At 76.9% G+C, this 22,453-nt stretch carries 23 protein-coding genes, 2 tRNA genes, 1 other RNA gene and 1 pseudogene; 21 read left to right on the top strand and 6 right to left on the bottom strand.

Translation table 11 applies throughout. The features are described 5' to 3' along the window. Positions 1-18: 18 nt before the first annotated feature. The 3 genes from ACI796_RS15915 to ACI796_RS15905 are packed head-to-tail and all read right to left on the bottom strand — an operon-like array spanning position 19 to position 1,642. On the bottom strand, positions 19-252 hold the full coding sequence (locus ACI796_RS15915) for a DUF2630 family protein (RefSeq protein WP_456942198.1): 234 nt from the start codon (positions 250-252) through the stop codon (positions 19-21). 38 nt (positions 253-290) lie between these two features. After that, positions 291-1,202, bottom strand: coding sequence for a prephenate dehydrogenase/arogenate dehydrogenase family protein (locus ACI796_RS15910; RefSeq protein WP_456942197.1), 912 nt, complete (start codon positions 1,200-1,202; stop codon positions 291-293). Continuing rightward, positions 1,199-1,642, bottom strand: a complete 444-nt coding sequence (locus ACI796_RS15905; RefSeq protein WP_456942196.1) for a PaaI family thioesterase — start codon at positions 1,640-1,642, stop codon at positions 1,199-1,201. Before ACI796_RS15905 ends, ACI796_RS15910 begins: the two co-directional genes overlap by 4 nt. On the opposite strand from ACI796_RS15905, the gene ACI796_RS15900 reads away from it, so the two are divergent. The 5 genes from ACI796_RS15900 (at position 1,641) to ACI796_RS15880 (ending at position 4,081) form a co-directional block, all read left to right on the top strand. Then, positions 1,641-2,348: an O-methyltransferase gene (locus ACI796_RS15900; RefSeq protein ID WP_456942195.1), complete on the top strand. Its 708-nt coding sequence runs from the start codon at positions 1,641-1,643 to the stop codon at positions 2,346-2,348. The genes ACI796_RS15905 and ACI796_RS15900 overlap by 2 nt on opposite strands. Further along, positions 2,345-2,848, top strand: a complete 504-nt coding sequence (locus tag ACI796_RS15895; RefSeq protein ID WP_456942194.1) for a tRNA adenosine deaminase-associated protein — start codon at positions 2,345-2,347, stop codon at positions 2,846-2,848. The genes ACI796_RS15900 and ACI796_RS15895 overlap by 4 nt, the downstream gene beginning before the upstream one ends. Next, on the top strand, positions 2,845-3,501 hold the full coding sequence (locus tag ACI796_RS15890; protein WP_456942193.1) for an HAD-IA family hydrolase: 657 nt from the start codon (positions 2,845-2,847) through the stop codon (positions 3,499-3,501). The genes ACI796_RS15895 and ACI796_RS15890 overlap by 4 nt, the downstream gene beginning before the upstream one ends. After that, positions 3,498-3,983 (top strand): nucleoside deaminase, encoded by a 486-nt coding sequence (locus tag ACI796_RS15885; protein WP_456942192.1) that lies wholly within the window; start codon positions 3,498-3,500, stop codon positions 3,981-3,983. Before ACI796_RS15890 ends, ACI796_RS15885 begins: the two co-directional genes overlap by 4 nt. 10 nt (positions 3,984-3,993) lie before the next feature. Continuing rightward, positions 3,994-4,081: transfer RNA gene (locus ACI796_RS15880), tRNA-Ser, on the top strand. 55 nt (positions 4,082-4,136) lie between these two features. Here the strand turns inward: ACI796_RS15880 and ACI796_RS15875 are convergent. Both ACI796_RS15875 and ACI796_RS15870 read right to left on the bottom strand, forming a co-directional pair. Continuing rightward, on the bottom strand, positions 4,137-5,807 hold the full coding sequence (locus ACI796_RS15875) for a serine/threonine-protein kinase (RefSeq protein WP_456942191.1): 1,671 nt from the start codon (positions 5,805-5,807) through the stop codon (positions 4,137-4,139). Positions 5,808-5,850: 43 nt separating this feature from the next. Then, positions 5,851-6,198, bottom strand: a complete 348-nt coding sequence (locus tag ACI796_RS15870; RefSeq protein ID WP_456942190.1) for a hypothetical protein — start codon at positions 6,196-6,198, stop codon at positions 5,851-5,853. 155 nt (positions 6,199-6,353) lie between these two features. Here ACI796_RS15870 and ACI796_RS15865 point away from each other — a divergent pair. Beyond that, positions 6,354-6,438 (top strand) — tRNA-Ser (locus ACI796_RS15865). Positions 6,439-6,485: 47 nt separating this feature from the next. Here ACI796_RS15865 and ACI796_RS15860 read toward each other — a convergent pair. Continuing rightward, positions 6,486-7,427, bottom strand: coding sequence for a DMT family transporter (locus tag ACI796_RS15860; RefSeq protein ID WP_456942189.1), 942 nt, complete (start codon positions 7,425-7,427; stop codon positions 6,486-6,488). A gap of 189 nt (positions 7,428-7,616) precedes the next feature. On the opposite strand from ACI796_RS15860, the gene ffs reads away from it, so the two are divergent. From ffs to ACI796_RS15785, 15 genes and pseudogenes are all read left to right on the top strand, one after another. Further along, an RNA gene (gene ffs / locus ACI796_RS15855) (signal recognition particle sRNA small type) lies at positions 7,617-7,712 on the top strand. 113 nt (positions 7,713-7,825) lie between these two features. Then, positions 7,826-8,302, top strand: a pseudogene (locus ACI796_RS15850) (YceI family protein); the annotation flags it as partial. A 308-nt stretch (positions 8,303-8,610) separates the two neighbouring features. Further along, positions 8,611-9,471 (top strand): IclR family transcriptional regulator, encoded by an 861-nt coding sequence (locus ACI796_RS15845; protein ID WP_456942188.1) that lies wholly within the window; start codon positions 8,611-8,613, stop codon positions 9,469-9,471. Beyond that, positions 9,468-9,938, top strand: a complete 471-nt coding sequence (locus ACI796_RS15840; protein ID WP_456942187.1) for a pyridoxamine 5'-phosphate oxidase family protein — start codon at positions 9,468-9,470, stop codon at positions 9,936-9,938. The genes ACI796_RS15845 and ACI796_RS15840 overlap by 4 nt, the downstream gene beginning before the upstream one ends. After that, positions 9,902-11,176 carry a M20 family metallopeptidase gene (locus ACI796_RS15835; RefSeq protein WP_456942186.1) on the top strand — a complete coding sequence of 425 codons (1,275 nt, stop codon included), beginning with the start codon at positions 9,902-9,904 and terminating at the stop codon, positions 11,174-11,176. The genes ACI796_RS15840 and ACI796_RS15835 overlap by 37 nt, the downstream gene beginning before the upstream one ends. Next, positions 11,173-12,213, top strand: coding sequence for an ABC transporter permease (locus ACI796_RS15830; protein WP_456942185.1), 1,041 nt, complete (start codon positions 11,173-11,175; stop codon positions 12,211-12,213). Before ACI796_RS15835 ends, ACI796_RS15830 begins: the two co-directional genes overlap by 4 nt. Then, complete coding sequence (locus ACI796_RS15825) at positions 12,210-13,406, top strand: substrate-binding domain-containing protein (protein WP_456942184.1); 1,197 nt, start codon at positions 12,210-12,212, stop codon at positions 13,404-13,406. Before ACI796_RS15830 ends, ACI796_RS15825 begins: the two co-directional genes overlap by 4 nt. A 4-nt stretch (positions 13,407-13,410) precedes the next feature. Continuing rightward, the gene (locus ACI796_RS15820) at positions 13,411-14,928 is read left to right on the top strand and encodes a sugar ABC transporter ATP-binding protein (protein WP_456942183.1); all 1,518 of its coding nucleotides are present in this window, start codon (positions 13,411-13,413) and stop codon (positions 14,926-14,928) included. Continuing rightward, a complete protein-coding gene (locus tag ACI796_RS15815; RefSeq protein ID WP_456942182.1) occupies positions 14,925-15,902 on the top strand; it encodes an ABC transporter permease in 978 nt (325 codons plus the stop codon). Before ACI796_RS15820 ends, ACI796_RS15815 begins: the two co-directional genes overlap by 4 nt. Further along, on the top strand, positions 15,899-16,792 hold the full coding sequence (locus ACI796_RS15810; protein ID WP_456942181.1) for an amidohydrolase family protein: 894 nt from the start codon (positions 15,899-15,901) through the stop codon (positions 16,790-16,792). Before ACI796_RS15815 ends, ACI796_RS15810 begins: the two co-directional genes overlap by 4 nt. Before the next feature lie 28 nt (positions 16,793-16,820). Then, on the top strand, positions 16,821-17,969 hold the full coding sequence (locus tag ACI796_RS15805; RefSeq protein ID WP_456942180.1) for a pyridoxal phosphate-dependent aminotransferase: 1,149 nt from the start codon (positions 16,821-16,823) through the stop codon (positions 17,967-17,969). Continuing rightward, positions 17,966-18,625, top strand: a complete 660-nt coding sequence (locus tag ACI796_RS15800) for a bifunctional 4-hydroxy-2-oxoglutarate aldolase/2-dehydro-3-deoxy-phosphogluconate aldolase (protein WP_456942179.1) — start codon at positions 17,966-17,968, stop codon at positions 18,623-18,625. Before ACI796_RS15805 ends, ACI796_RS15800 begins: the two co-directional genes overlap by 4 nt. After that, a complete protein-coding gene (locus ACI796_RS15795; protein WP_456942178.1) occupies positions 18,622-19,581 on the top strand; it encodes a sugar kinase in 960 nt (319 codons plus the stop codon). The genes ACI796_RS15800 and ACI796_RS15795 overlap by 4 nt, the downstream gene beginning before the upstream one ends. A gap of 69 nt (positions 19,582-19,650) precedes the next feature. Then, a complete protein-coding gene (locus tag ACI796_RS15790) occupies positions 19,651-22,020 on the top strand; it encodes a DNA polymerase III subunit gamma and tau (RefSeq protein ID WP_456942177.1) in 2,370 nt (789 codons plus the stop codon). A gap of 58 nt (positions 22,021-22,078) precedes the next feature. Next, positions 22,079-22,420 (top strand): YbaB/EbfC family nucleoid-associated protein, encoded by a 342-nt coding sequence (locus tag ACI796_RS15785; RefSeq protein ID WP_456928344.1) that lies wholly within the window; start codon positions 22,079-22,081, stop codon positions 22,418-22,420. The last annotated feature ends 33 nt before the right edge of the window (positions 22,421-22,453 follow it).

Here is a 22,453-nt window from a genome sequence, read left to right as displayed (position 1 = left end):
GCGGCGGGGCGCCGTCCGCTACTGGAGGTAGCCCTCGACCTCGGACTTCGGGCGGACCTGGGCGGTGTCGGGGTCCTCGTCGTACTGCCGCTTCGCGCGGCGCTGGCGCAGCAGGTCCCAGCACTGGTCGAGCTGGGCCTCCAGGTCGTTCATCCGCGCCCGGGACTCCGCGGTGTGCTCTGCGTTGTCCCGCAGCTGGTGCTCCTCGTCGACGAGGGCGTGGATGCGGCTCAGCAGGTCCTTCTCGTCCATGCCCGCCACTCTGCCCCAGATCCCGCCGGGACGACCGGTCAGCCCCCGGGGACCCAGCCCTCGACGAACGCGGCCAGCCGCCGCGTCACCGCGCCGCCGGCCCGGCCCAGGGCCAGCAGCGCCGGCCGGTCCAGCGGGACCCGGACCGCCCGGCGCCCGGGGGCCGCGCCGCGCACCGCGTGCCCGGCGGCGACCAGCTCCGGCCAGGGGCGGTCCAGCTGCGCGCGCACCCGCGCCAGCGCGGCCGCCGTCGGCCCGGCGTTGCCCTCGACGATCGCGGTGACGAACGCCGGGTCGCTGCCGATCACCCGGGTGCCGTCGCGGAAGCTGCCGGCCGCCAGCGCGAGCGCCAGCGGGCCGGCCTCCCCGGCCGCCGCGGCGAGCGCGGCGGCGAGCAGGTGCGGCACGTGGCTGACCGCGGCGACGGCGTCGTCGTGCTCGGCGGCGGTCACCGGCACCACCTCGGCGCCGGCGTCGAGCGCGACCTCGGCGGCGCGCAGCCAGCGCCGCAGGTCGGTCCCCGGCTCCAGGCACAGCGCCCAGCGCGCGCCGCGGAACAGGCCGGGGTCGGTGGCGCCGTGCCCGGACCGCTCGGTCCCGGCCATCGGGTGCCCGCCGACGAACCGGCCGCCGAGCGCCGCCCCCACCGAGGCGAGGACCGGGACCTTCACCGAGCCGAGGTCGGTGACGGTGGCGGCGGGGTCGACGTCGAGACCGTCGAGCGCCGTGGCCATCGCCGGGAGGGGGACGGCGAGGACGACGACGCCGCCGAGCTCGCGGGTGACCCGCACACCGCGCGCCGCGGCCGCCTCGCGCGCGGCCGGGTCGACGTCCCACCCGGACACCTCGCGGCCGGCGGCGACCAGCGCGGCCGCCAGGGACCCGCCCAGCTGGCCCAGGCCGACCACCCCGACCGGCGGCGCCGGCATCGTCGGGACGGGGAGGCTCATGCCGGCGAGCCCCAGGGCCGGTCGGTGCGGAAGACGCGGGCCAGCGCGGTGGCGACCAGCCGGCCGTCCTCGCCGCGGGCGTCGATCCGGTAGACGGCGGTGCGGCTCCCGCGGTGCAGCTCGCTGCCCTCGGCCACCAGCCGCTCCCCGGGCCGGCCCGCGACCAGGAACTCGGTGTGCACGTCCTGCGCGACGGCCACCGTGCCGTGGCTGTTGCTCACCGCCGCGTGGACGACGTCGAGCAGCGCCATCGTCGCGCCGCCGTGCGCGGTGCCGACGGCGTTGAGCAGCCGCGGGCCGACGGTCATGGCCGCCCGCGCGTACCCCGGCCGCACCTGCTCGAGCTCGATGCCGAGCAGCTCCGCGAGCGGGTCGGCGGCCAGCCGGGCGAACAGCGCGGCGTCGACCTCGGCTCCGTCGGAGGGTGCGGGATCGGCCATGATCAGAGGCTATGCCGCACTCCCCGCGCTCCCGGCCTCCGGCATGACCCCGCGGTCGTTCCTCCTCACGCAGGAGGTGTCGGACTACGTGCGGGCCAGCTCCGAACCGCTGGACGAGGTGGCCGCCGCGCTGGTCGCCGAGACCGCGGCGCTGGCCGACCGGGGCGAGGCCCCGGCCACCTTCCAGATCGCCGTCGAGCAGGGCGTGCTCATGCAGCTGCTCACCGCCGCGCTCGGCGTCCGCAGGGCCGTCGAGATCGGCACCTTCACCGGGTTCTCCGCCCTGTGCATCGCCCGCGGCCTGGCCGAGGGCGGCTCGCTGCTGTGCCTGGACCGCAGCGAGGAGTGGACGGCGGTCGCCCGCCGGTACTGGGAGCGGGCCGGCGTCGCCGCCCGGGTGGAGCTGCGGCTGGGGGAGGCGCTGGACCTGCTGCGCGCGGTGCCCGCCGAGCCCGCGTTCGACCTCGCCTTCGTCGACGCCGACAAGGGCGGCTACCCCGCCTACGTCGAGGAGCTGCACCCGCGGATGCGGCCCGGCGGCCTCGTGCTGCTGGACAACACCCTGCGCAGCGGCCGCGTGCTGGCGCCCGAGAGCGACGAGGACCGCGTGCTCGCCGACCTCAACGCCGCGCTGGCCACCGACCCCCGCTTCGAGACCGTGCTGCTGCCGCTGGCCGACGGCCTGACCGTGCTGCGGGTCCGGTGAGCGCCCGGGAGACGGCCGCCCCGCCCAGCTGGGCGGTGCGGGTCGCCCGCCGCGGTGGGCGCTGGCGGGTGGAGCTGCTGGCCGCCGACGCCTCCGACGAGCTGCCGGTCCTCGAGCGGGCGCTGGGCGACCCCGGTGCCGAGGAGTGGCCGGGGCCGTTCGTGGTCGTCGTCGACTCGCGGCTGTACTTCGTCGTGCTGCGGCACGGGCCGGGGGGCATGGTCCGGGCGCTGATCTCGGACGCGACCATGCAGGAGTGGGTGCTCGGCGCCGAGGTGGTCGAGCGCTACGGCATCGCCGTCGACGAGGACGGCGCCTTCGACGACGACGAGACCGGATGGCCGGGAGGGGACCTGGACGTGTTCGCCGACGACGGACTGCCCGCCGACGAGCTGCGGCCGATCGTGACCGCCGACGACCTGTGGGCCGACGAGATGGTCGCGCGGATCGCCGCCCGGCTGGGCTTCGCCGACGAGCTGGCCGCGGCGGTGCGGGCGTGACCGCGACCGCGACCGCCGTCGTGTTCGACCTGGGCGGGGTCATCACCGAGAGCCCGATGCTCGCCTTCGCCGCCTACGAGGCCGAGGCCGGCCTGCCCGAGGGGCTGATCCGACGGCTCAACAGCACCGATCCCGACACCAACGCCTGGGCCCGGTACGAGCGCAACGAGCTCGACGTCGAGGGGTTCGTCGACACCTTCGAGGCCGAGGCGCTGGCCGCCGGGCACCGGGTGGACGCCCGCCGCGTGCTGGCCGCGCTGTCCGGGGAGATCCGCCCGGAGATGGTGGAGGCGGTGCGGACGCTGCGGGCCGCGGGCCTGCCGCTGGGGATGCTGTCGAACAACGTCGCGCCGATGGAGCGCACCGGGCGGCTGGCCGAGCTGCTGGACCTGTTCGACGCCGTCGTCGAGTCCTCGGTCGAGGGCGTGCGCAAGCCCGAGCCGGAGATCTACCGGCGGGCGCTGGCCCGGCTCAACGAGGCCACCGGCCGGGACCTGGCCTTCTCCGACTGCGCCTACCTCGACGACCTGGGCATCAACCTCAAGCCGGCCCGGGCGCTGGGCATGCACACGATCAAGGTGGCCGACCCCGCGAGCGCGCTGGCCGAGCTGTCCTCGCTGGTCGGCCTCCCGCTGGCCGGCGCCCGGCGGTGACGGCCCCCGGCGTCCTGCCGGACGACGTCGTCGACGCCGCGATGGTCCGCGCGCTGCAGCTCGCCGTCGCCGCGCAGGAGTGGGGCGACACGCCGATCGGCGCCGTCGTCCTGGGGCCGGACGGCGCGGTGCTGGCCGAGGCGGCCAACGAGCGCGAGAAGCGCGGCGACCCGACCGCGCACGCCGAGGTGCTCGCGCTGCGCGCCGCGGCCGCCGTGCACGGCGACGGCTGGCGGCTGACCGGCGCCACGCTCGTGGTCACGCTGGAGCCCTGCACGATGTGCGCCGGCGCGAGCGTGCTGGCCCGGGTGGCGCGCGTCGTCTACGGCGCCGACGACCCCAAGGCCGGCGCCGCCGGGTCGCTGTGGGACGTGGTCCGGGACCGCCGGCTCAACCACCGGCCGCAGGTCACCGGCGGGGTCCGGGCGGAGGAGAGCGCGACACTCCTACGCGCGTTCTTCCGCCGGAAGCGGGCCCTGTAGTCTCTTCGGCGGTGGCGTGTCCGAGCGGCCGAAGGAGCACGCCTCGAAAGCGTGTGAGGTGCAAGCCTCCGTGGGTTCAAATCCCACCGCCACCGCCAGCAGGAATCGACGGCGGCGCCCCGCGACGGGGCGCCGCCGTCGTCGTCCCCGGGGTCAGGCCACGACGTCGAGGTCGACCAGCAGCTCCCCGTCGTCGCCGCGGACGAACGTCACCGCGTGCGTCTCCACCACGCGCTCGCCGCCGCGCACGAACTCGACCCGGCTGGTCGCGGTGAGGCCGTCGTCCTGCTCCTCGACGTCCCGGACGTCGACGAGCGACACCTCGTCCCAGCGGCCGAAGAAGTCGCGGTAGTAGTCGAGGCTCGCCCGCGACCGCAGGCTCGGCCCGGTCATCGCGTACGCGCTCTCGGGGTCGCCGGGCAGGTACTCGTAGTACTGCTCCAGGGTCTGCCGCACCTCGGTCTCCGCGTCCGACGCGGGCTCGGCCTCGTCCGCCGGCGTCCCCTCGTCCGTGGGCTCGGGAGTGGGCTCCTCCGCCTCCTCCGTCGGCTGCCCGGCGGACCCGGTCTCCGGCGCGGGCTCGGGAGTCGGCTCCGGCGCCGGCGACGTCGGGTCCGCCGAGCTCTGCGGTGCGGGGTCGGCCGACGGGCTCCCGCCGTCGCCGCGCACGGCCAGCCAGGTGCCGAGCGAGGCCAGCACGACGAGCAGGACCAGCGCGGCGATCAGCAGCGGACGGCGGCGCGCGCGGCGGGGGCCGACGGGGGACCCGGTCCGGACGGGCTCCGGCTCGGGGCGGGCGGCGGGCGCCGGCTCGCGGGCCGGCGGGCCGGCGGGGACGGCCGCGGGCTGGACGGCGGTCGGCGGGTCCGCGCGGGCCGCCGGGTCGGTCGGGGGCACCGGGGCCGGCACCGCGGCGGTCCGGTCCCGGTCACGGGAGGACCGCAGGTCGGTGCGGGCCAGGAGGACCGTCGTCGTGTCGCCGTCGCGGCCGGCGGCCAGCTTCGCGAGCACGTCGCGGACCTCGGTCATCCCCGGCCGGTCCGCGGGGTCGCGGGCGAGCATCCGCAGCAGCGGCCGCTCCAGGGACCCGGCGCGGGCGGGCGGGCGGATCTCCCCTCCGGCGACCCGGTGCAGCAGGCGCAACGCGTTGTCGTCCATGCCGAACGGGGGCTGCCCCTCCACGCAGGTGTAGAGGGTGGCGCCCAGGGAGAAGACGTCGCTGGCCGGCGTCATCCCGCTGCCCTGCGCGACCTCCGGGGCGAGGAAGGCCGGCGTCCCGGTGATCTGCCCGGTCTGGGTGAGCGTGACGTCGCCGGCGGCGTGCGAGATGCCGAAGTCGGTGATCTTGACCAGGCCCTCGACCCGGTCACCGCGGCCGATGAGCACGTTGGCCGGCTTGACGTCGCGGTGCACGATCCCGGCCGCGTGGACGGCGGCCAGCGCGTCGGCCAGCTGGGCGCCGACCTGCGCCACCTGGTCGGTGCGCAGCGGCCCGTCCTCGGCCAGCACCACGGCCAGGCTGCGGGAGGGCAGGTACTCCATGACCAGCCACGGGACGCCCTGCTCCAGCGCCACGTCGTAGACCGAGATGGCGTGCGGGTGGGTGAGCCGCGCGGCGATCCGGCCCTCGCGCAGCGCCCGCTGGAGGTGGTGGTCGGTCGTCTCCGGGTCGGCGCCGACCGGCAGGAGCACCTGCTTGACGGCCACCCGGCGGTCGAGGAGCTCGTCGCGCCCCAGCCACACGGCGCCCATGCCGCCGCCGCCGATCCGCTCCAGGAGGCGGTAGCGGCCGGCCACCAGGCGGCCGGGGACGGTGGAGGTCACGGGCGGCTCCTACCCCGGAGGCGGGCGCCCGGCACGGGCCGGTTCAGACCGTGCTGGGGACGCCGAAGCGGCGTGCGTACTCCTCCTGCGCCCCCTCGGGCAGGACGTCGTACAGCTCGCCCAGCTGCGCGACCGCGTCGGGGGCCAGGTCGTCGAACAGCCGCGCCCACGTCGGCGGCTCGTCGTAGCCGCGGGTCAGCAGCAGCTCCCACGCCTGGGCCTGGCGGTCGCGCTTGCTGCGCTCGGCGGCGAACTCCGACAGGTAGCGGTCCTTGGCGGCCGCCTTCTCCTCCGCCGTCGCCGAGGGCGGCAGCCCCGACGGGTCGGCCCCGTGCAGGACGGCCACGATCGCCTCCACGACCTCCGGTCGGACCTGGGCCGGCTCGCTCATCCGTCTGCCTCCTCGCTGCCCCCGTGCGGACCCCGCGCGGAGCCCGACCGGTCCAGCCTGCCCCGTGCCGCCCGCGCGGACCACCCGGGGCGGCGCGCCCGTGCCGGGGCGGCGGCTGACCCGCGGCGCGGCGCCCGGTACCATCGGCGTGCACGGGAGGATTCGCCTAGTGGCCTATGGCGCTCGCTTGGAAAGCGGGTTGGGGGCAACCCCTCGGGAGTTCGAATCTCCCATCCTCCGCAGCCGCACGACGGGCTCCCGGCCGACCGCCGGGAGCCCGTCGTCGTCTACGTCCCGGCCACCGGCTCCGGACTCCGCCGCAGCTGGCGGACGTAGAGCCCGGTCACGGCCGCGAGCAGCAGCAGGCCGCCCGCGACGGCGGCCGGGGCCAGACGCTCCCCGAGGAACGCGGTGGCCAGGACGGTCGCGGTGAGCGGCTCGAGCAGCGTGACGATCGAGGCCACGGCGCCGGGCACCGTCCGCACGCCGGTGAAGAACAGGCCGTAGGCCAGCGCACTCGGCACCACGCCCAGGTACAGCAGCACGGCCAGCGCCGCGCCGTCGGTGGGCACCGACAGCCCCTCGGCCAGGACCACCGGGGTCAGCAGCAGCGCGCCGCCGGCGAAGCCGGTCAGGGTCACGGGGACGCCGGCCGGCACGCCGCTCCCGGCCAGCGTGACGACGGCGTAGCCGAGCGCCGAGCCGCTGGCCATCAGGGCGCCGAGCAGCACCGTCGTCCCGGTGCCGGCGCCGGCGGAGACGCCGACCAGCAGCGTGAGCCCGACCAGGGCGACCGCCAGCGCGGCGGCCGTCGCCCGGTTCGGCCGGCCGTGGCCGAGCAGCGTGCCCCCGACGGCGACGAGCAGCGGCGCGAGGCCGAGCGCGACGAGCGTGGCGATGCTCACGCCCGCGCGCTCGACCGCGCTGAAGTAGGCGAGCTGGTAGGCGCCCAGCCCGGCGCCGACGAGGACGAGCCGGACGGCGACCGGCCGGGTCACCGTGACCGCGGTGGTGCGGCGGCGGGCGGTCGCGAGCCGGGCGACCGCGAGGGCGGCGGCGCCGATCGCGAGGCGGTACCAGGCGATGTCGAGGGCCGACAGGTCGCTGCGGTCGGCGATCAGCCGGCCGGACAGACCGGAGGTGCCCCAGCACAGCGCGGCGAGGACGACGAGGAGGAACCCGCGACTCGCTGCGGGGGAGGAGAGGGCGGGGGAGGACGGGGTGGACACGACGCTCCTGGGCGCTGGTTCCGGACGGGGGACCGGGTCCGGAGCACGGCGCAGCGGCGGCCGGCGGGGGTGGCGGCCGCGCGGGTCAGCCCGCGGTGCTCCGGTTCAGGAGCGGGGCGGGGGCAGGACGAGGGCGCGCCGGGGGGCCATGGACCGTGAGGCTAGCGGGCGGCGTCCTCTACAGTGGGGGCAGACCCCTCGTGTGGCGTCACCCCGTGAACCTCCCCAGGGCCGGAAGGCAGCAAGGATAAGCGGGCTCTGGCGGGTACGCGGGGGGTCCCTTCTTTCCTCCCCCACGTCCTGCTCCGTGCCCCACGTCCTGCTCCGTGGCGCGGTCCACAGCCGGCTCCCAGGTCGGTGCGCCAGTCTCCTTGAACCGTCAAGGAGGGGAGCCCGTGATGGCCCGTCGCCGTCGCGCGTGGTGGATCGTCGGGGGACCGGTCGCGGTCCTCGCCCCCGGCCTGGGCGTGGGCCCGCTGGTCTACGCCGCGCTCGAGGAGGACGCCGCCGCGGCGCCGACGGTGCAGGCACAGCCCTCCGACGTCGAGCTGACCGCCGACACCGACGGGACCTGGACCGTCGCCGCGGGCTCCTCGGCGGGCTACCGCGTCGACGAGGTGCTCAACGAGGCCGACGTCACCGTCGCCGGCACCACCGACCGGGTCACCGGCTCCGTCGTCGTGCAGGGCGGGGACACGGCCTCGGCCGAGGTCACCGTCGACGTCGCCGGCATCACCACCGACCGCAGCCAGCGGGACGGCTACTTCCGGGACAGCGTCATGGAGGTCGGCACGTACCCGACGGCGACCTCCACCGTCCGCGGGCCGGTGGACCTGCCGGAGCTGTCCGGCACCCCGGTGACCGTGCCGGTGACCGGTGACCTCACGCTGCGCGGCACGACCCGCCAGGTCCAGACCGACCTCTCCGTCGTCCGCACGCCGACGGGGTCGAGGTCTCCGGCGCGATCCCGGTCGTGTTCGCCGACTCCGGCATCTCGGCGCCGGACCCGGGCTTCGTCCGCGTCGAGGACCGCGGCCAGGTCGAGTTCCCGCTCGAGCTCACCCTCTGAGCCGCGTCGGGCGGTCCGGCGGCGCCGCACAGCGGAGGCACCGAGGCGCCGGGAAACGAGATCGTCACGCACGGGGGGCTTGTGCGGGAACGTGATCGCCACAGAATGGACCCCGTGTCCAAAGCCGAACTGGACGCTGCGTCCACTTCTGCGGTCGGATCGGCCAAGGCCCTGGTCAAGGGCCTGTGGCTGGTCGAGCACGTGGCCGACAGCGACCGCCCGCTGCGTCTCGTCGACCTGGTCGAGGCCAGCGGCCTGCCGCGCCCCACGGCGCTGCGGCTGCTCGACGTCCTCTGCCGGGCGGAGGTGCTCCGCGTGGACGGCCAGGGCGCCTACACGCTCGGCCCGCGCGTCGCCGCGTGGGGTCAGTCCTTCCTCGACCGCCTGGACCTGCGCTCGCAGGCCGCCGAGCTCATGGAGGAGCTGGTCGAGATCAGCGGCGAGACCTGCTTCCTCGGCGTCCTGGACGGCCGGCAGGTGCTCTACGTCGCCGCGGTGAACAGCCCCAAGCCGGTCCGCCCGGCCGCCCGGCCCGGCTCCCGCAACCCCCTGCACTCCACCGGCATCGGCAAGGTGCTGCTGGCCGGGCGGGACGACGACGAGGTGCTCGCGCTGCTGGCCGACCCCCTGGAGCGGCGCACCGAGAACACCCTCACCGAGGCGGCCGCGGTCCTCGGGCACGTCCGCGGCGTCCGCGAGCGCGGCTACGCCACGGACGAGATCGAGAACGAGGAGGGCGTGCGCTGCGTCGCCGCCCCCGTCCGCGACCACACCGGCGCCGTCGTGGCCGGCCTGTCGGTGTCCGCGCCGGCCTACCGCTTCACCAGCGACGACGTGCAGCGCCTGGCGCCCGACGTGCTGCGGGTGACCACGGAGCTGTCCCGCCGGCTGGGCGCCCCGCTGGACGGGAACGGCCCGGCCGGCGTCCTGACCAGCGCCCCGGAGACCCCGGGCGCCGAGAGGAGGATCCCGTGAGCGAGGACGAGAGCTGGCGCGGCACGGTCGGCAAGCTCGACGAGGACGCGGTCGCCGCGTTCCTGGCCGAGCCGCGGATCGCGCGCCTGGCCTGCCTGGACGACCAGGGGTGGCCCTACGTCGTGCCGTGCTGGCAGGAGTGGGACGGCGAGGCGTTCTGGGTGGTGCCGCGCGAGAAGGCGGCGTGGGGCCGCTACCTCGCGGCCGAGCCGCGGTGCGCGATCACCGTCGACGAGGAGGGCGCCCAGCGGAAGGTCGTGGCCCAGTGCCGCGCCGAGCTGGTCGAGCGCCCCAACGTGGGCGGGCGGTGGGTGCCCGTCGCCGAGCGCATGTCCACCCGCTACCTGGGCGAGAACGGCCCGAAGTACCTCGAGCCGACCCTCGACAAGCCGCGCTGGCTCTACCGGCTCGTCCCGGTCACGTTCCAGACGTGGCAGGGGCAGGACTGGGCGCGGCGGTACAAGTGACCGGGGCGGCGGACGGACCGGCCGGCGACGTCCTCGACGTCGTCGAGCTCGCGCGGACGCTGGTGCGGACGCCGAGCCCGAACCCCCCGGGCGACGAGCGCGCCGTCGCGGGCGTGGTCCGGGACGCGCTGTCGGCCCTCGGCCTCCCGGCCGCCGAGGTGCTGGCGCTGGACCCGGCGCGCCCCAACCTGCTGGTGACGCTGGACCTCGGGCCCGGCGGCAGCCACCTCGTGCTGTCCGGCCACCTGGACACCAAGCCGGTCGGGGACGCCGCCTGGACCGTCGACCCGCTCGGCGCCGACGTCGACGGCGACCGGTTGTACGGGCTGGGCTCGGCCGACATGAAGGCCGCGATCGCCGCGATGCTGGTGGCCGCGGCGCGGCTCGCCCGCGACCCCGGCGGGCGGGGCCGGCTGAGCCTGCTCCTCACCGCCGACGAGGAGGACGGCGCCACCTACGGCGCCCACCACGTCGCCTCCACCCGGCCGCTCGACGCCGACGCCGTCGTGATCGGCGAGCCCGGCGGGATCGAGGACGACTTCGACCGGGTGCACCTCGTCAGCCGCGGGATCGCCCGGCTGCGGCTGGTCGCCCGCGGCCGGCAGGGCCACTCGAGCCTGTCCGGCGTCCCGGGCACCCGGAACGCCGGGGTCGACGCCGCCCGCCTGGTCACCGCCGTCGCCGACGACCTCGAGCTCGCCGTGCCGGCCAACGACGACGCCCTCGAGGGCTGGGCGGCCACCGTCAACACCGGCATGACCTTCCGCGGCGGCGTCGGCTACGGCGTGCTGCCCGGCCGGGTCGCCGTCGACACCGAGGTCCGGCTCCTGCCGGGCATGGACCGGGGCGCGGTGACCGACGCGTTCAGCGGGCTGGTCACCCGGGTGGCCGGCGACACCGGGGCCGACCTCGCGGTGGAGTACGACGCCGCCCCCAACGACTGGCTGCCGCCGGCGGCCGTGCCCGCGGGCCACGCCGTCGCCCGTGCCGCGCAGGAGGCGTGCGAGGCCGTGCTGGGCGGCGCGCCGCCGCTGTCGGTCTTCCCCGGCACCACGGACGCGACCTGGTTCGCCGCCGCCCAGGGGATCGCCACCCTGCCGGCGCTCGGCCCGGGGCTGCTGTGCCGGGCGCACGGCGCCGACGAGTGGGTGTCGGTCACCGCCGTGCGGCGGGCCGTCGACCTGTACGAGCACCTGGGCCGGGCCTTCACGGCGCGGGAGCGCGGGGGGACGTCGTGACCGCCGGCGCGCCGCCGCAGGGCACGACGACGGGGACGGCGCAGGCCGGACCGGGCGCCGGCCGGGACCTCCTGCGCCGGGCCCTGTCGCTGGTGGCCCCGCTGGCCGGGCTCGCAGTCGTCCTGCTGCTGGCGGCGGTCACGACGCCGGGTTTCTACAGCGGCGGGGTGCTGCGGCTGGTGCTCTTCCAGGTCGGCCTGATCGGCGTGACGGCGATCGGTCAGACCCTGGTGCTCCTGGTCGGGGGCATCGACCTGTCGATCGGCGCCGTCGTCGGGCTGACCACGGTGATCCTCGCCGAGTACACGCGGGGCGACGACGACCGGCTGCTCGGCGCCGTCCTGTTCGCGCTCGGCGCCGGCGCGGTCGTCGGGCTGCTCAACGGCCTGCTCGTGGTGCGGCGGCTGGTGCCGGCGTTCGTCGCCACCTTCGCCACCTTCGTGCTGGTCCAGGGCGTCATCACCGCGTGGACCCGGGGCGCCCCCTCCGGTGACATCCCCGGCGGTCTCGGCGGGCTGGGGACCGGACGCTGGCTCGGGGTCCCCGTCCCCACCTGGGTCTTCCTCGCCGTCGCGGTGGTCGCCGGGGTGGTGCTGTCCCGCACCGGCCTGGGGCGGCGGCTCTACGCGACCGGGGCGAACGCCCGGGCGACGGCGCTGTCCGGGGTGCGCACCGGGTGGATCGTCGTGGGCTGCTTCGTCGCCTCGGCCCTGCTCGCGGTCCTCGCCGGGCTGATCAACGCCGGCTACATCGGCTACGTGGACGCGCGCCTGTCCCGCAGCCTCGACCTGAACTCCGTCGCCGCCGCGGTGATCGGCGGCATCGCCCTCACCGGGGGGCGCGGCCGGATCGGCCAGACGGTCGCCGGTGTCGTCCTCCTGGCCGTGCTGCTCGCCTGGCTGCGGCAGCTCGGCGCCGGGGCGGGGGCGCAGCTGGTGGTGAGCGGCGCGGTGATCCTGCTAGCCGTCTGGCTCCAGAGCAGCGGGTGGACCGTCCGGTCCCCTCGTCGGAACAAGCAGAGGGATGGAGTGCGATGAGGACACACGTCAGCACCTCGCGCCGCGGGGGCCGGCTGCGCCTGCCCCTGGCTCTCGGCATGGCGGCCGCGCTGGTGGCGGCCTGCGGCACGGAGCAGGAGGGCACGTCCGCGAGCGGGGGCGGAGGGGAGGAGTGCGCCAACTCGGAGGAGGCGCAGACGACCTACCGGGAGGCGTGGACCACGGCGGCCGAGCAGCTCGGCCTCGAGGAGCTCGAGCCCGTCGAGGAGGAGATCTGCGAGGTCGACACCTCCGAGTGGGCCGCCGAGCCGAAGAGCGGCGACACCTACCGGATCGCCTTCGCCGCGCAGGGCCCGACCAACTCCTGGGGCCTGACCAACGAGGAGGCCTTCCGCGCCCACGCCGACGAGCTCGGCGTCGAGGTCCTCTACGCCTCGGCCAACGGCGACGCCACCGCCCAGGTCGACAACATCCAGCAGCTGGCCTCGCAGGACCCCGACGCGATGGTCGTCGTCCCCATGGGGGACGGCATCACCGGCCAGGTCCAGGCGGCCGCCTCGCAGGGCATCCCGGTGGTCCTCTGCGCCGGCCGGCTCGGCGCGGACAGCGGCGCGGTGTCCACCGTGACCCGCCAGTACGAGCTGCTCGGCACCATGTACGCCGAGTGGCTGGTGCAGCAGCTGGGCGGCGAGGGCCAGGTGGCCGTCCTCAGCGGCCTGGCCGGCGTCCCGACCGCCGAGTTCCAGAAGGCCGCGGCGCTCGAGGTGTTCTCGCAGTACCCGGGCATCGAGGTCGTCACCGAGCAGTACACCGAGTGGTCGCCGACGGTGGCCAAGACGGTGGCCGCGAACCTGGTGACGCAGTACCCGGAGCTCGACGGCATCTGGTCGGACTCCGGCTACGGCGACCTGGGCGTCGTGCAGGCCTACCAGGAGGCGGGGCGCCCCGTGCCGCCGATGACCGGTGACGCGATCAACGCCTTCCTCAAGGCGGTCCAGGGCACCGACGTCAAGTTCGCGCTGTCGTCCTTCCCGCCCGAGCAGAGCACCGAGTGCCTGGACACGGCGATGTCGGTGCTCGAGGGCGAGCCGGTCCTCGACAAGGTGTACATCGACAGCCCGAGCTTCACGCACGAGCAGATCGACGAGTACGTGCGGCCCGAGTGCAGCGACAACCTGTTCGTCCCCTCCGGCCTCCCGGACGAGCAGCTGCGCGAACTGGGGCTGTGCTGATCCGATGGCGTCCTCCACGACGGCCGTCCTGCAGGCGCGGGGACTGAGCAAGTCCTTCCCCGGCGTGCGGGCGCTCGACCGGGCCGACCTCTCGTGTCGGCCCGGTCGGGTCCACGCCCTCGTCGGTGAGAACGGGGCCGGCAAGTCGACGCTCGTCCGGATCCTCACCGGCAACCAGGTGCCCGACGAGGGCGAGCTGCTGCTCGACGGCGAGCCGGTCCGGTTCACCGATCCCCGGCAGGCGATGGCGGCCGGGATCACCGCCGTCTACCAGGAGCTGACCGTGCTCCCGGCCATGAGCATCGAGGACAACGTGATGCTCGGGCAGGAGCGCACCGCGCGGGGGGTCCTCGACCGCCCGGCCCAGGACCGCGAGGTCCGGTCCGCGCTGGCCCGCGTCGGCCTGGGAGACCTCGACCCCCGCACCCGCGCCGAGGACCTGTCGCTGGCCAACCAGCAGATGGTCGAGATCGCCCGCGCGCTGGTGCGCAGGAGCCGGGTGATCGTCCTGGACGAGCCGTCCGCGGTGCTCTCCGGCGACAAGCTGGAGGCGCTGTTCGGCGTCGTCCGCGGGCTGGCCGCCGACGGCGTGGCGGTGGTGTACATCAGCCACCTCCTCGAGGAGGTCACCGACCTCGCCGACGACGTGACCGTGCTGCGCGACGGGCGGGTCGTCTCGACCGGCCCGTCGGCGGGGTACGACGTCCCGCGGATCATCCGCGAGATGGTCGGCCGCGACGTCGACGCCGTCTTCCCGCCGCTGCCCGAGCCGGGCGCGGAGACGGTGCTGCGGGTGCGCGGCCTGGTCCCGGTCAGCACCCACCGGGCGCCCGCGCCGCTGGACCTCGACGTGCGGGCCGGCGAGGTCGTCGGCGTGGCCGGGATGGTCGGCTCCGGCCGCAGCCGGCTGCTGCGCACGATCGCGGGGGAGCACCGGCGGGCGGCGGGCACGGTCGAGGTGGCCGGGCGCCCGGTGCCCACCGGGACCCGCAGGGCCATCGCCGCCGGCGTCGCCCTGGTCCCGGAGGAGCGCAAGACCGACGGGCTGGTCCTGCCGCTGCCGGTGCGCGCCAACACCACGCTGGCCGCGCTGGGGCAGGTCCTGCGCGGCGGTTTCCTCTCCGTCCGCCGGGAGCGGGCGGTGTTCCAGGAGGAGCAGGCCCGCCTGGGCATCCGCGCGTCCGGTCCGGAACAGGGCACCTGGCAGCTCTCCGGCGGCAACCAGCAGAAGATCGTGCTGGCCAAGTGGCTGCGGCGGGGCCCGCGGGTGCTGCTCCTCGACGAGCCCACCCGCGGCGTCGACGTCGGCGCCAAGGCGGAGATCTACCGGCTGATCGCCGGCCTGGCGGCCGAGGGGATGGCGGTGGTCGTGGTCTCCAGCGACCTGCCCGAGGTCCTCGGGCTGTCCCACCGCGTCCTGGTCTGCCGCGCGGGAGGGGTCGTCGGCGAGCTGGCCGGCGAGGACGTCACCGAGGAGAACGTCATGCACCTCGCCCTGGACACCGCGGGGGCGGCGCGGTGAGCGCCGCGGCCGGGGTCGCGCCCGCCCGCACCCGCGGGTCCCTGCTCGCGAGCCTCACCCGCACCGGGGCGGCGGTCTGGATCGTCGTCGCCGTCGCGGTGCTGGCCCTCACCGTGGCCGACGCCGGCGGGTTCTGGGCGCCGGCCAACATCGCCAACGTCCTCACGGCCACCGTGGTCCTGGGCCTGGCGGCGCTCGGCCAGCACCTGGTCGTGCTCAGCGGCGGGATCGACCTGGCGGTCGGGTCCCTCGCCACCCTGTCGGCCCTGCTGACGGCGATCCTCATCAACGGCTACCCGATCCGCACGGCGCCCGTCGTCGTGGGGATGCTCGTGCTCGGCGCGCTGGTCGGCCTCCTGCACGGCGTGCTGGTCGCCCGGGTGGGGCTCCCGCCGTTCATCGTCACCCTCGCCACGCTCTACCTCATCCAGGGCGCGGCCTTCACGATCAGCACCACGCCGACGGGGCGGGTCACCACCGCGCTCTCGACGATCGCGCTGCAGCGGATCGGCCCGGTGCCCTACTCCTTCGGCGTGCTGGTGCTGGCCCTCGCCGTCGTCGCGTTCGTCCTCCACCGGACGGCGTTCGGGCGGCAGCTGTTCGCCGTCGGCGGGGACCAGGCGGCGGCCCGGTCCAACGGCGTCCCGGTGGCGCGGGTCCTCGTCACGGCCTACGTGCTCGCCGGCGTCCTGGCCGCCCTGGCCGGCGTGCTGCTCGCCGCGCGGGCCACGGTCGGGTCGCCCACCGCCGGGCAGGGCCTGGAGCTGTCGGCGATCACCGTCGTCGTCCTCGGCGGGACGTCGCTGCTCGGGGGGCGCGGCAGCCTGGTCGGCACGATGGGCGGCGTGGTGCTGCTGTCGCTGGTCAGCAGCTCGGTCACGCTGCTCCAGCTGCCGGCGACGCTCACCGACCTCATCCGCGGCGTCGTGATCCTCGCGGCGGCGGCGGTCTTCGTCACCCGGACCCGGCGGTGAGCGTCGGCGGCGGCGTGGTCGACGGCCACGCGCACGTCTTCCGGTCCGCCGCCGTCTCCCCGCGCGGGGTGGACGAGCTGGCCCCGGCGGACCGGGAGGCGCCCGCCGAGGACCTGCTCGCCCGCATGGAGGCCGCGGGCGTGGACGCGGCCGTGCTCGTGGCCCTGGACACCCACGACGACGACATCGCCGACGCCCTCGACCGGTTCCCCACCCGGTTCGCCGGCGTCGCCGTCGCCACCGGGGCCGAGCTGGGGACCGCCGGCGCCGACCCGGTCGCAGCACTCCGCCGGCGGCGCGAACGCTGGGACGTCGGCGCCCTGCGCACCGGCTGGCTCGGCGACCCGTCCATGCCGGTCGCCGAGTCCCCGGCCCTGCCGGTGCTCCGGCTGATGGCCGAGGACGGGTTGCCGCTGTGGAGCTACCTGCCGCCCCCGCAGCTGCCCCTGCTCGAGGAGCTGGTGCGGCAGCTGCCGGACCTGGTCGTCGTGCTCAACCACCTCGGTTTCTGCCCCCACGACATGCGGGTCGACGAGCACCGCCGGCCCCGGTTCGACGACCCGCTGCCCGAGCCGCTGGTGCAGCGGCTGCTGCGGCTGGCCGACGCGCCGCGGGTGCACGTGCTGGTCTCGGGCCAGTACGCGCTGTCGGCCGAGGAGCCGCCGTACGCCGACCTGTTCCCGGTCACGCGCCGGCTGGCCGCCGCCTACGGCGCCGACCGGCTGCTGTGGGGCTCGGACCACCCGTGGCCCAGCGACGTCCCGGGGTACGACACCCTCCGCGGCCTGGTGGCGTCCGCGCTGCCGGACCTGACCGAGCGGGAGGCGGCGCGCGTGACGGGCGGCACCGCCCGCGCGCTGTTCCCCCGCCTGGCCGCCCCCGCGGCCTGACCGACCCCGACGAGGAGACGACCGACCCATGCCCAGCCTGGCCACCGGAGCGGAGACCATGCCGCGCTCCGGCATCCGACAGGTGATGGACCTCGCGTGGAGCCTGCCCGGCCCGGTGATCGGCCTGCACGTGGGGGAGCCGAGCTTCCCCGCGCCGGCGCACGTCGTCGAGGCCGCGCGGGCGGCCTACGCCGCCGGGGAGACCCACTACGTCCCGAACGCCGGGATCGACCCGCTGCGGCAGGCGATCGCGGAGAAGGTCAGCACGGTCAACGGCTTCCCCACGACGCCCGCGCAGGTGGTCGTCTCCGCGGGCGGCGCGCAGGCGCTGCACAACGCGCTGTCCCTGACGATCGGCGCCGGCGACGAGGTGCTCATCCCCGACCCGGGCTGGCCCAACTACGCCATGGCGGTGCAGCTGCTGCAGGCGGTCCCGGTGCGCTACCCGCTCCGGCCGGAGAACGGCTTCCGCCCCGACCCGGGCGAGCTGGCCGGCCTGGTCACCGACCGCACCCGCCTCATCGTGGTCAACACCCCGTCCAACCCACTCGGCACGGTGCTCCCCGCCGACGACGTCGAGGCGCTGGTCCGCTTCGCCGACGACCACGACCTGTGGCTGCTCTCCGACGAGTGCTACGACGCGCTGACCTTCGACCGGCCGCACGTCAGCCCCGGCCGGTTCGACCGGGACGGCCGGGTGCTCAGCGCGTTCAGCTTCTCCAAGACCTACGCCATGACCGGGCTGCGCGTCGGCTACCTGGTCAGCCCCGGGGAGGAGGTCGCCCGGCAGGCGGCCAAGCTGCAGGAGCCGCTGCTGGCCTGCGTCAACGCCCCCGCCCAGGCCGCGGCGCTGGCGGCGCTGCGCGGCCCCCAGGACGACGTCGTCGCGATGCGCGAGACCTACCGCGAGCGGCGCGACCTCGCCGTCGCCGCGCTCGGCGCCTGCGGGATGGGGTACCTGCGCCCCGAGGGGGCGTTCTACCTGTGGGTCGACGTCCGGGACCGCAGCGGCGGGGACGTGGGCGCGTGGGCGCTGGAGCTGCTGCGCCGGGACTCCGTCGCGGTGGCGCCCGGCACCACGTTCGGGCCGCTCGGCGAGGGGTGGGTGCGGCTGTCCCTGGCCACGGCGACCGAGGACCTGCTGGAGGGCGTCCGGCGGATGGGAGCGGCGCGATGACCGGCACACGGCTGCAGCCCGGACCGGTGCTCACCGGGAGCGGCCTGGTCGCCATCCTGCGCGGCCGCTCCGGGGAGCGGCTGGCCGCCGCCTGCGAGGTGCTCCTCGACGCCGGCGTCCGTTGCCTCGAGGTCACGATGAACACCCCGGGCGCGCTGGAGGTCGTCGGCCGGCTGACCGCCGACGTCGGCGCGGGGACCGAGATCGGCGTCGGCACGGTGCGCCGGGCCGAGGACGTCGACCGCGCCGCGGACGCCGGCGCCGTCTTCGTCGTCGCCCCGAACACCGACGAGGCGGTCGGGCGGCGCGCGGCCGAGCGGGGACTGGCCTGGTACCCCGGCGCGCTCACGCCCACGGAGATCGCCCGTGCCTGGGACCTCGGGGCCAGCGCGGTGAAGGTCTTCCCGGCGGGCTCGGCCGGCGGCCCGCGGTACCTGCGCGAGGTGCGCGGCCCCCTGGACGAGGTCCTCCTGGTGCCCACCGGCGGCGTCGGCGTCGAGGACGTGTCCGGCTACCTGCAGGCGGGCGCGGTCGCCGTCGGGATGGGCGGCCCGCTGCTCGGCCGGGCGCTCGAGGACGACGCGGAGCTGGCCGGGCTGGCCGACCGCGCCCGCGCCGCGCTCGACGCGGTGGCCCGCGGGAGGAGCGGCGCGTGACCGCGGCGGGGGGCCGCGGCGTCGTCACGCTCGGGGAGACCATGGCGCTGCTGTGGCCGCCGGAGGTGGGTCTCCTGCGGCACGCGCCCGCGCTGCGGCTGGGCATCGCCGGCGCCGAGTCCAACCTGGCCGTGGGCGCGGTCCGGCTGGGCGTGCCGGCCACGTGGATCGGCCGCGTGGGGGACGACGAGTTCGGCCGCCTGGTCACCACGACGCTGCGCGGGCAGGGCGTCACCACGACCGCCGTCGTCGACCCCGGCGCCCCGACCGGGCTGATGGTCAAGGAGCGGCGGACCGCGCGGGCCACCCGCGTCCTCTACTACCGCTCCGGCAGCGCCGGCTCCCGTCTGTCCCCGGACGACGTCGACCCCGCTGCGGTCGCCGGCGCCGGGGTCCTGCACGTCACCGGGATCACGCCGGCGCTCAGCTCCTCCGCGCGGCAGGCGGTCCTCGCGGCCGTGGAGGAGGCCCGGTCGGCCGGCGTGCCGGTGTCGGTGGACCTGAACTACCGCAGCGCGCTGTGGTCGCCGGCCGAGGCCGCGCCGGTGCTGCAGGACCTGGTGCGCTCGGCGGACGTCGTCCTGGCGACCGAGGAGGAGGCCCGGCTGCTCGTCGAGGGCCCGGACGACGGGACGCTGCTCGCCGGGCTGACCGCGCTGGGGCCGCGCCAGGTGCTGCTGAAGAAGGGCGCCGCCGGCTCGCTGTCCAGCGTCGAGGGCGTGCTCCGCCGCGTCCCGGCCCGCCGGGTCGACGTCGTGGACCCGGTGGGGGCCGGGGACGCGTTCGGCGCGGGCTACCTCGGCGGGCTGTGCCTGGGGCTGCCGCCGGAGGAGCGGCTGGCGCTGGCGACGTCGGCGGGGGCGTTCGCGGTGACCGTGCCGGGCGACTGGGAGGGGCTGCCGTCGCGCGCCGACCTCGCGCTCCTGGACGCCGACCCGGACACCGTCGTGCGCTGAGCGCGGTCCGCGGGGACCGGCGGGCCCGAGGTCCGCCGGGCTGTCCGCGGTGCCGCGTAACCTCGCCGCGTGGCTCTGGCGCTCTACCGGAAGTACCGCCCGGCGACCTTCGCCGAGGTGGTCGGCCAGGAGCACGTGACCACCCCGCTGGTCAACGCCGTCGACGGCGGCCGGGTCAACCACGCCTACCTGTTCAGCGGCCCGCGCGGCTGCGGCAAGACGTCGTCGGCGCGGATCCTCGCCCGCTCGCTCAACTGCGAGCAGGGGCCGACGTCGACCCCGTGCGGCGTGTGCGCGTCCTGCGTCGCGCTGGCGCCCGACGGCCCGGGCTCCCTCGACGTCATCGAGATCGACGCGGCCAGCCACGGCGGTGTCGACGACGCCCGCGACCTGCGGGAACGCGCCTTCTTCGCGCCGGTGCACAGCCGCTACAAGGTCTACATCGTCGACGAGGCGCACATGGTGACCACGCAGGGCTTCAACGCCCTGCTCAAGGTGGTCGAGGAGCCGCCGGAGTTCCTCGTCTTCGTCTTCGCGACGACCGAGCCGGACAAGGTGCTGCCGACGATCCGCTCGCGCACGCACCACTACCCGTTCCGCCTGGTGCCGCCGACGACGCTGCGCGGGCTGCTGGAGAGGACGTGCGCCGCCGAGGGCGTGCAGGTCGAGCCCACGGTGTTCCCGCTGGTCGTGCGGGCCGGCGGCGGCTCGGTGCGCGACTCGCTGTCGATCCTCGACCAGCTGCTGGCCGGCGCCGGGCCCGAGGGCGTCACCTACGCCGGCGCCGTCGGGCTGCTCGGCGTCACCGACGACGCGCTGCTCGACGAGGCCATCGACGCGCTGGCCGCCACCGACGCGCCCGGCGTCTTCCGCGCCGTCGACCGCGTCGTCGAGGCCGGGCACGACCCGCGCCGCTTCGCCACCGACCTGCTCGACCGGCTGCGCGACCTCATCGTCCTCGACGCCGTGCCCGACGCCGGCGCCAACGGCCTGCTCGACTGCCCGCCCGACCGGCTGGACCTGATGGTGCAGCAGGCCAAGGCGCTGGGGTCCGCGACGCTGTCGCGGCTGGCCGACACGGTGCACGCCGGGCTGACCGAGATGCGCGGCACCACCGCCCCGCGGCTGCTGCTGGAGCTGGTCTGCGCGCGGATGCTGCTGCCGGCCACCGACGACACCGCCGCGGGCGCGCTGCAGCGGCTCGAGCGCCTCGAGCGGCGGCTGGCGATCAGCGGCGTGCCGGAGGCCGCGACCGGGACCGCCACCGCGGCCGCGGCGCCCGCCCGTGAGGCCGCGCGGCCCGCGCCGGTCCGCGAGGAGCCGGCCCCGGCCGAGCGCGGCGGCCCGCCGCGGCGCGAGTACGTCCGCCCGTCCCAGCGCACCGCGCAGCCCCCGGCGGCGCCGGAGCCGGCCGCGCCCGCGGCGCCTCCGGTGACGCCGCCGACGGCCCCGCCCGCCCCGGCGGCCGCGGGCCCGCTGCCGAGCCCGGCGCCCGCCGCGGCGTCCTCCGCGCCGGCGTCCCCGGCCACCCCGGCGGCCGACGACGACTGGCCGGAGACCCGGGCGCCCGGCGCCGGCGCCCCGGCCCCGGCACCGGCCGCGTCCCCGGCAGCCGCGGCCGACGACGACTGGCCCGAGACCACGCCGCCCGGCTCGGCCCCGTCCCGCCCGGCGCCCGCCCCGGCCGGTCCCGCGGCCGCCCCCGCGGGCCCCCGGCCCGGCGTGCGGGTGGCCACCGGCGAGCCCGACGTCCCGCTGCCGCCGGAGCCGACCGACGACGAGGACTGGCCGCACCCCGCCCAGCCCGCCGCCGCGCGCGCCGCGGCGTCCCGGGTGGCCGAGCCGCGCCCGCCGGCCGCGCCGCCGCGGGCCGCCGCCGAGTCCGCGCCCGCCCCGCGCGGCGGCGAGCCGAGACCGGTGGTGTCCGCGAACCCGCCCGCCGACCAGCCCGGGACCGGGGACGCCGGCGAGGGCGGCCTGTCCACCGGCGACGTCCGCCGGGTGTGGCCCGAGGTGCTCGCCGCCGTCAAGCGGCACAAGCGCACCACCGAGGCGCTGCTCAAGAACGCGCAGGTGCACGAGCTGCGCAACGGCGTCCTCACGCTGGCGACGTCGTCGCCGGCGCTGGCCCGCCGGATCGGCGACGACCTCAACAAGGACGTGCTGCGCGAGGCGCTCAACGAGCTGCTCGGCGTGCGCTGGAAGGTCGAGGCGGTCGTCGAGGGCGCGACCCGCGGCTCGGGCCCGGCCGGCCCGTCCCCGGAGGCCGCGCGCGAGGCGGCCCGGGCGGCGGAGGCGGCCGAGGCGCGCGAGCTGATGGCGCAGCGGGCGGCCGAGGGCGACGACCCCGCCGCCGACCGCGAGCCCTCCGTCGACCCGGAGCAGGCGGCGCTCGCGCTGCTGCGCGCCCAGCTGGGTGCCCAGCCGCTGGAGGGCTGACCGCGCCGGTCCGGCCGCCGTCCCCCCGGATGTCGGACCGGCGGCCTACCCTCGGGTCATGTTCCCCGGTGGTGGCCAGCCCGACCTGTCGGCGATCCTGCAGCAGGCCCAGCAGATGCAGCAGGCGCTGGCCGCCGCGCAGGAACAGCTCGCGAACGAGGAGGTCACCGGCTCGGCCGGCGGCGGCCTGGTCACGGCGACGATGAGCGGCGACGGCGAGCTGCGGTCGGTCACCATCGCGCCGTCCGCCGTCGACCCCGACGACGTGGAGACCCTGCAGGACCTCGTCGTCGCCGCCGTCCGCGACGCCTCGCGCCTGGCGAGCGAGCTGACCGCCGACCGCATGGGCCCGCTGGCCGGCGGTCTCGGCGGCGGCTTCCCCGGGCTGCCCGGCGCCTGACCGGCGCACCACCTCCCTTCTCCCCGAGGAGCA

Source organism: Geodermatophilus sp. SYSU D00525 (assembly GCF_054050475.1).
Note: the sequence above shows the minus strand (reverse complement) of the source record. Positions and strands in the feature narration are given on the sequence as shown.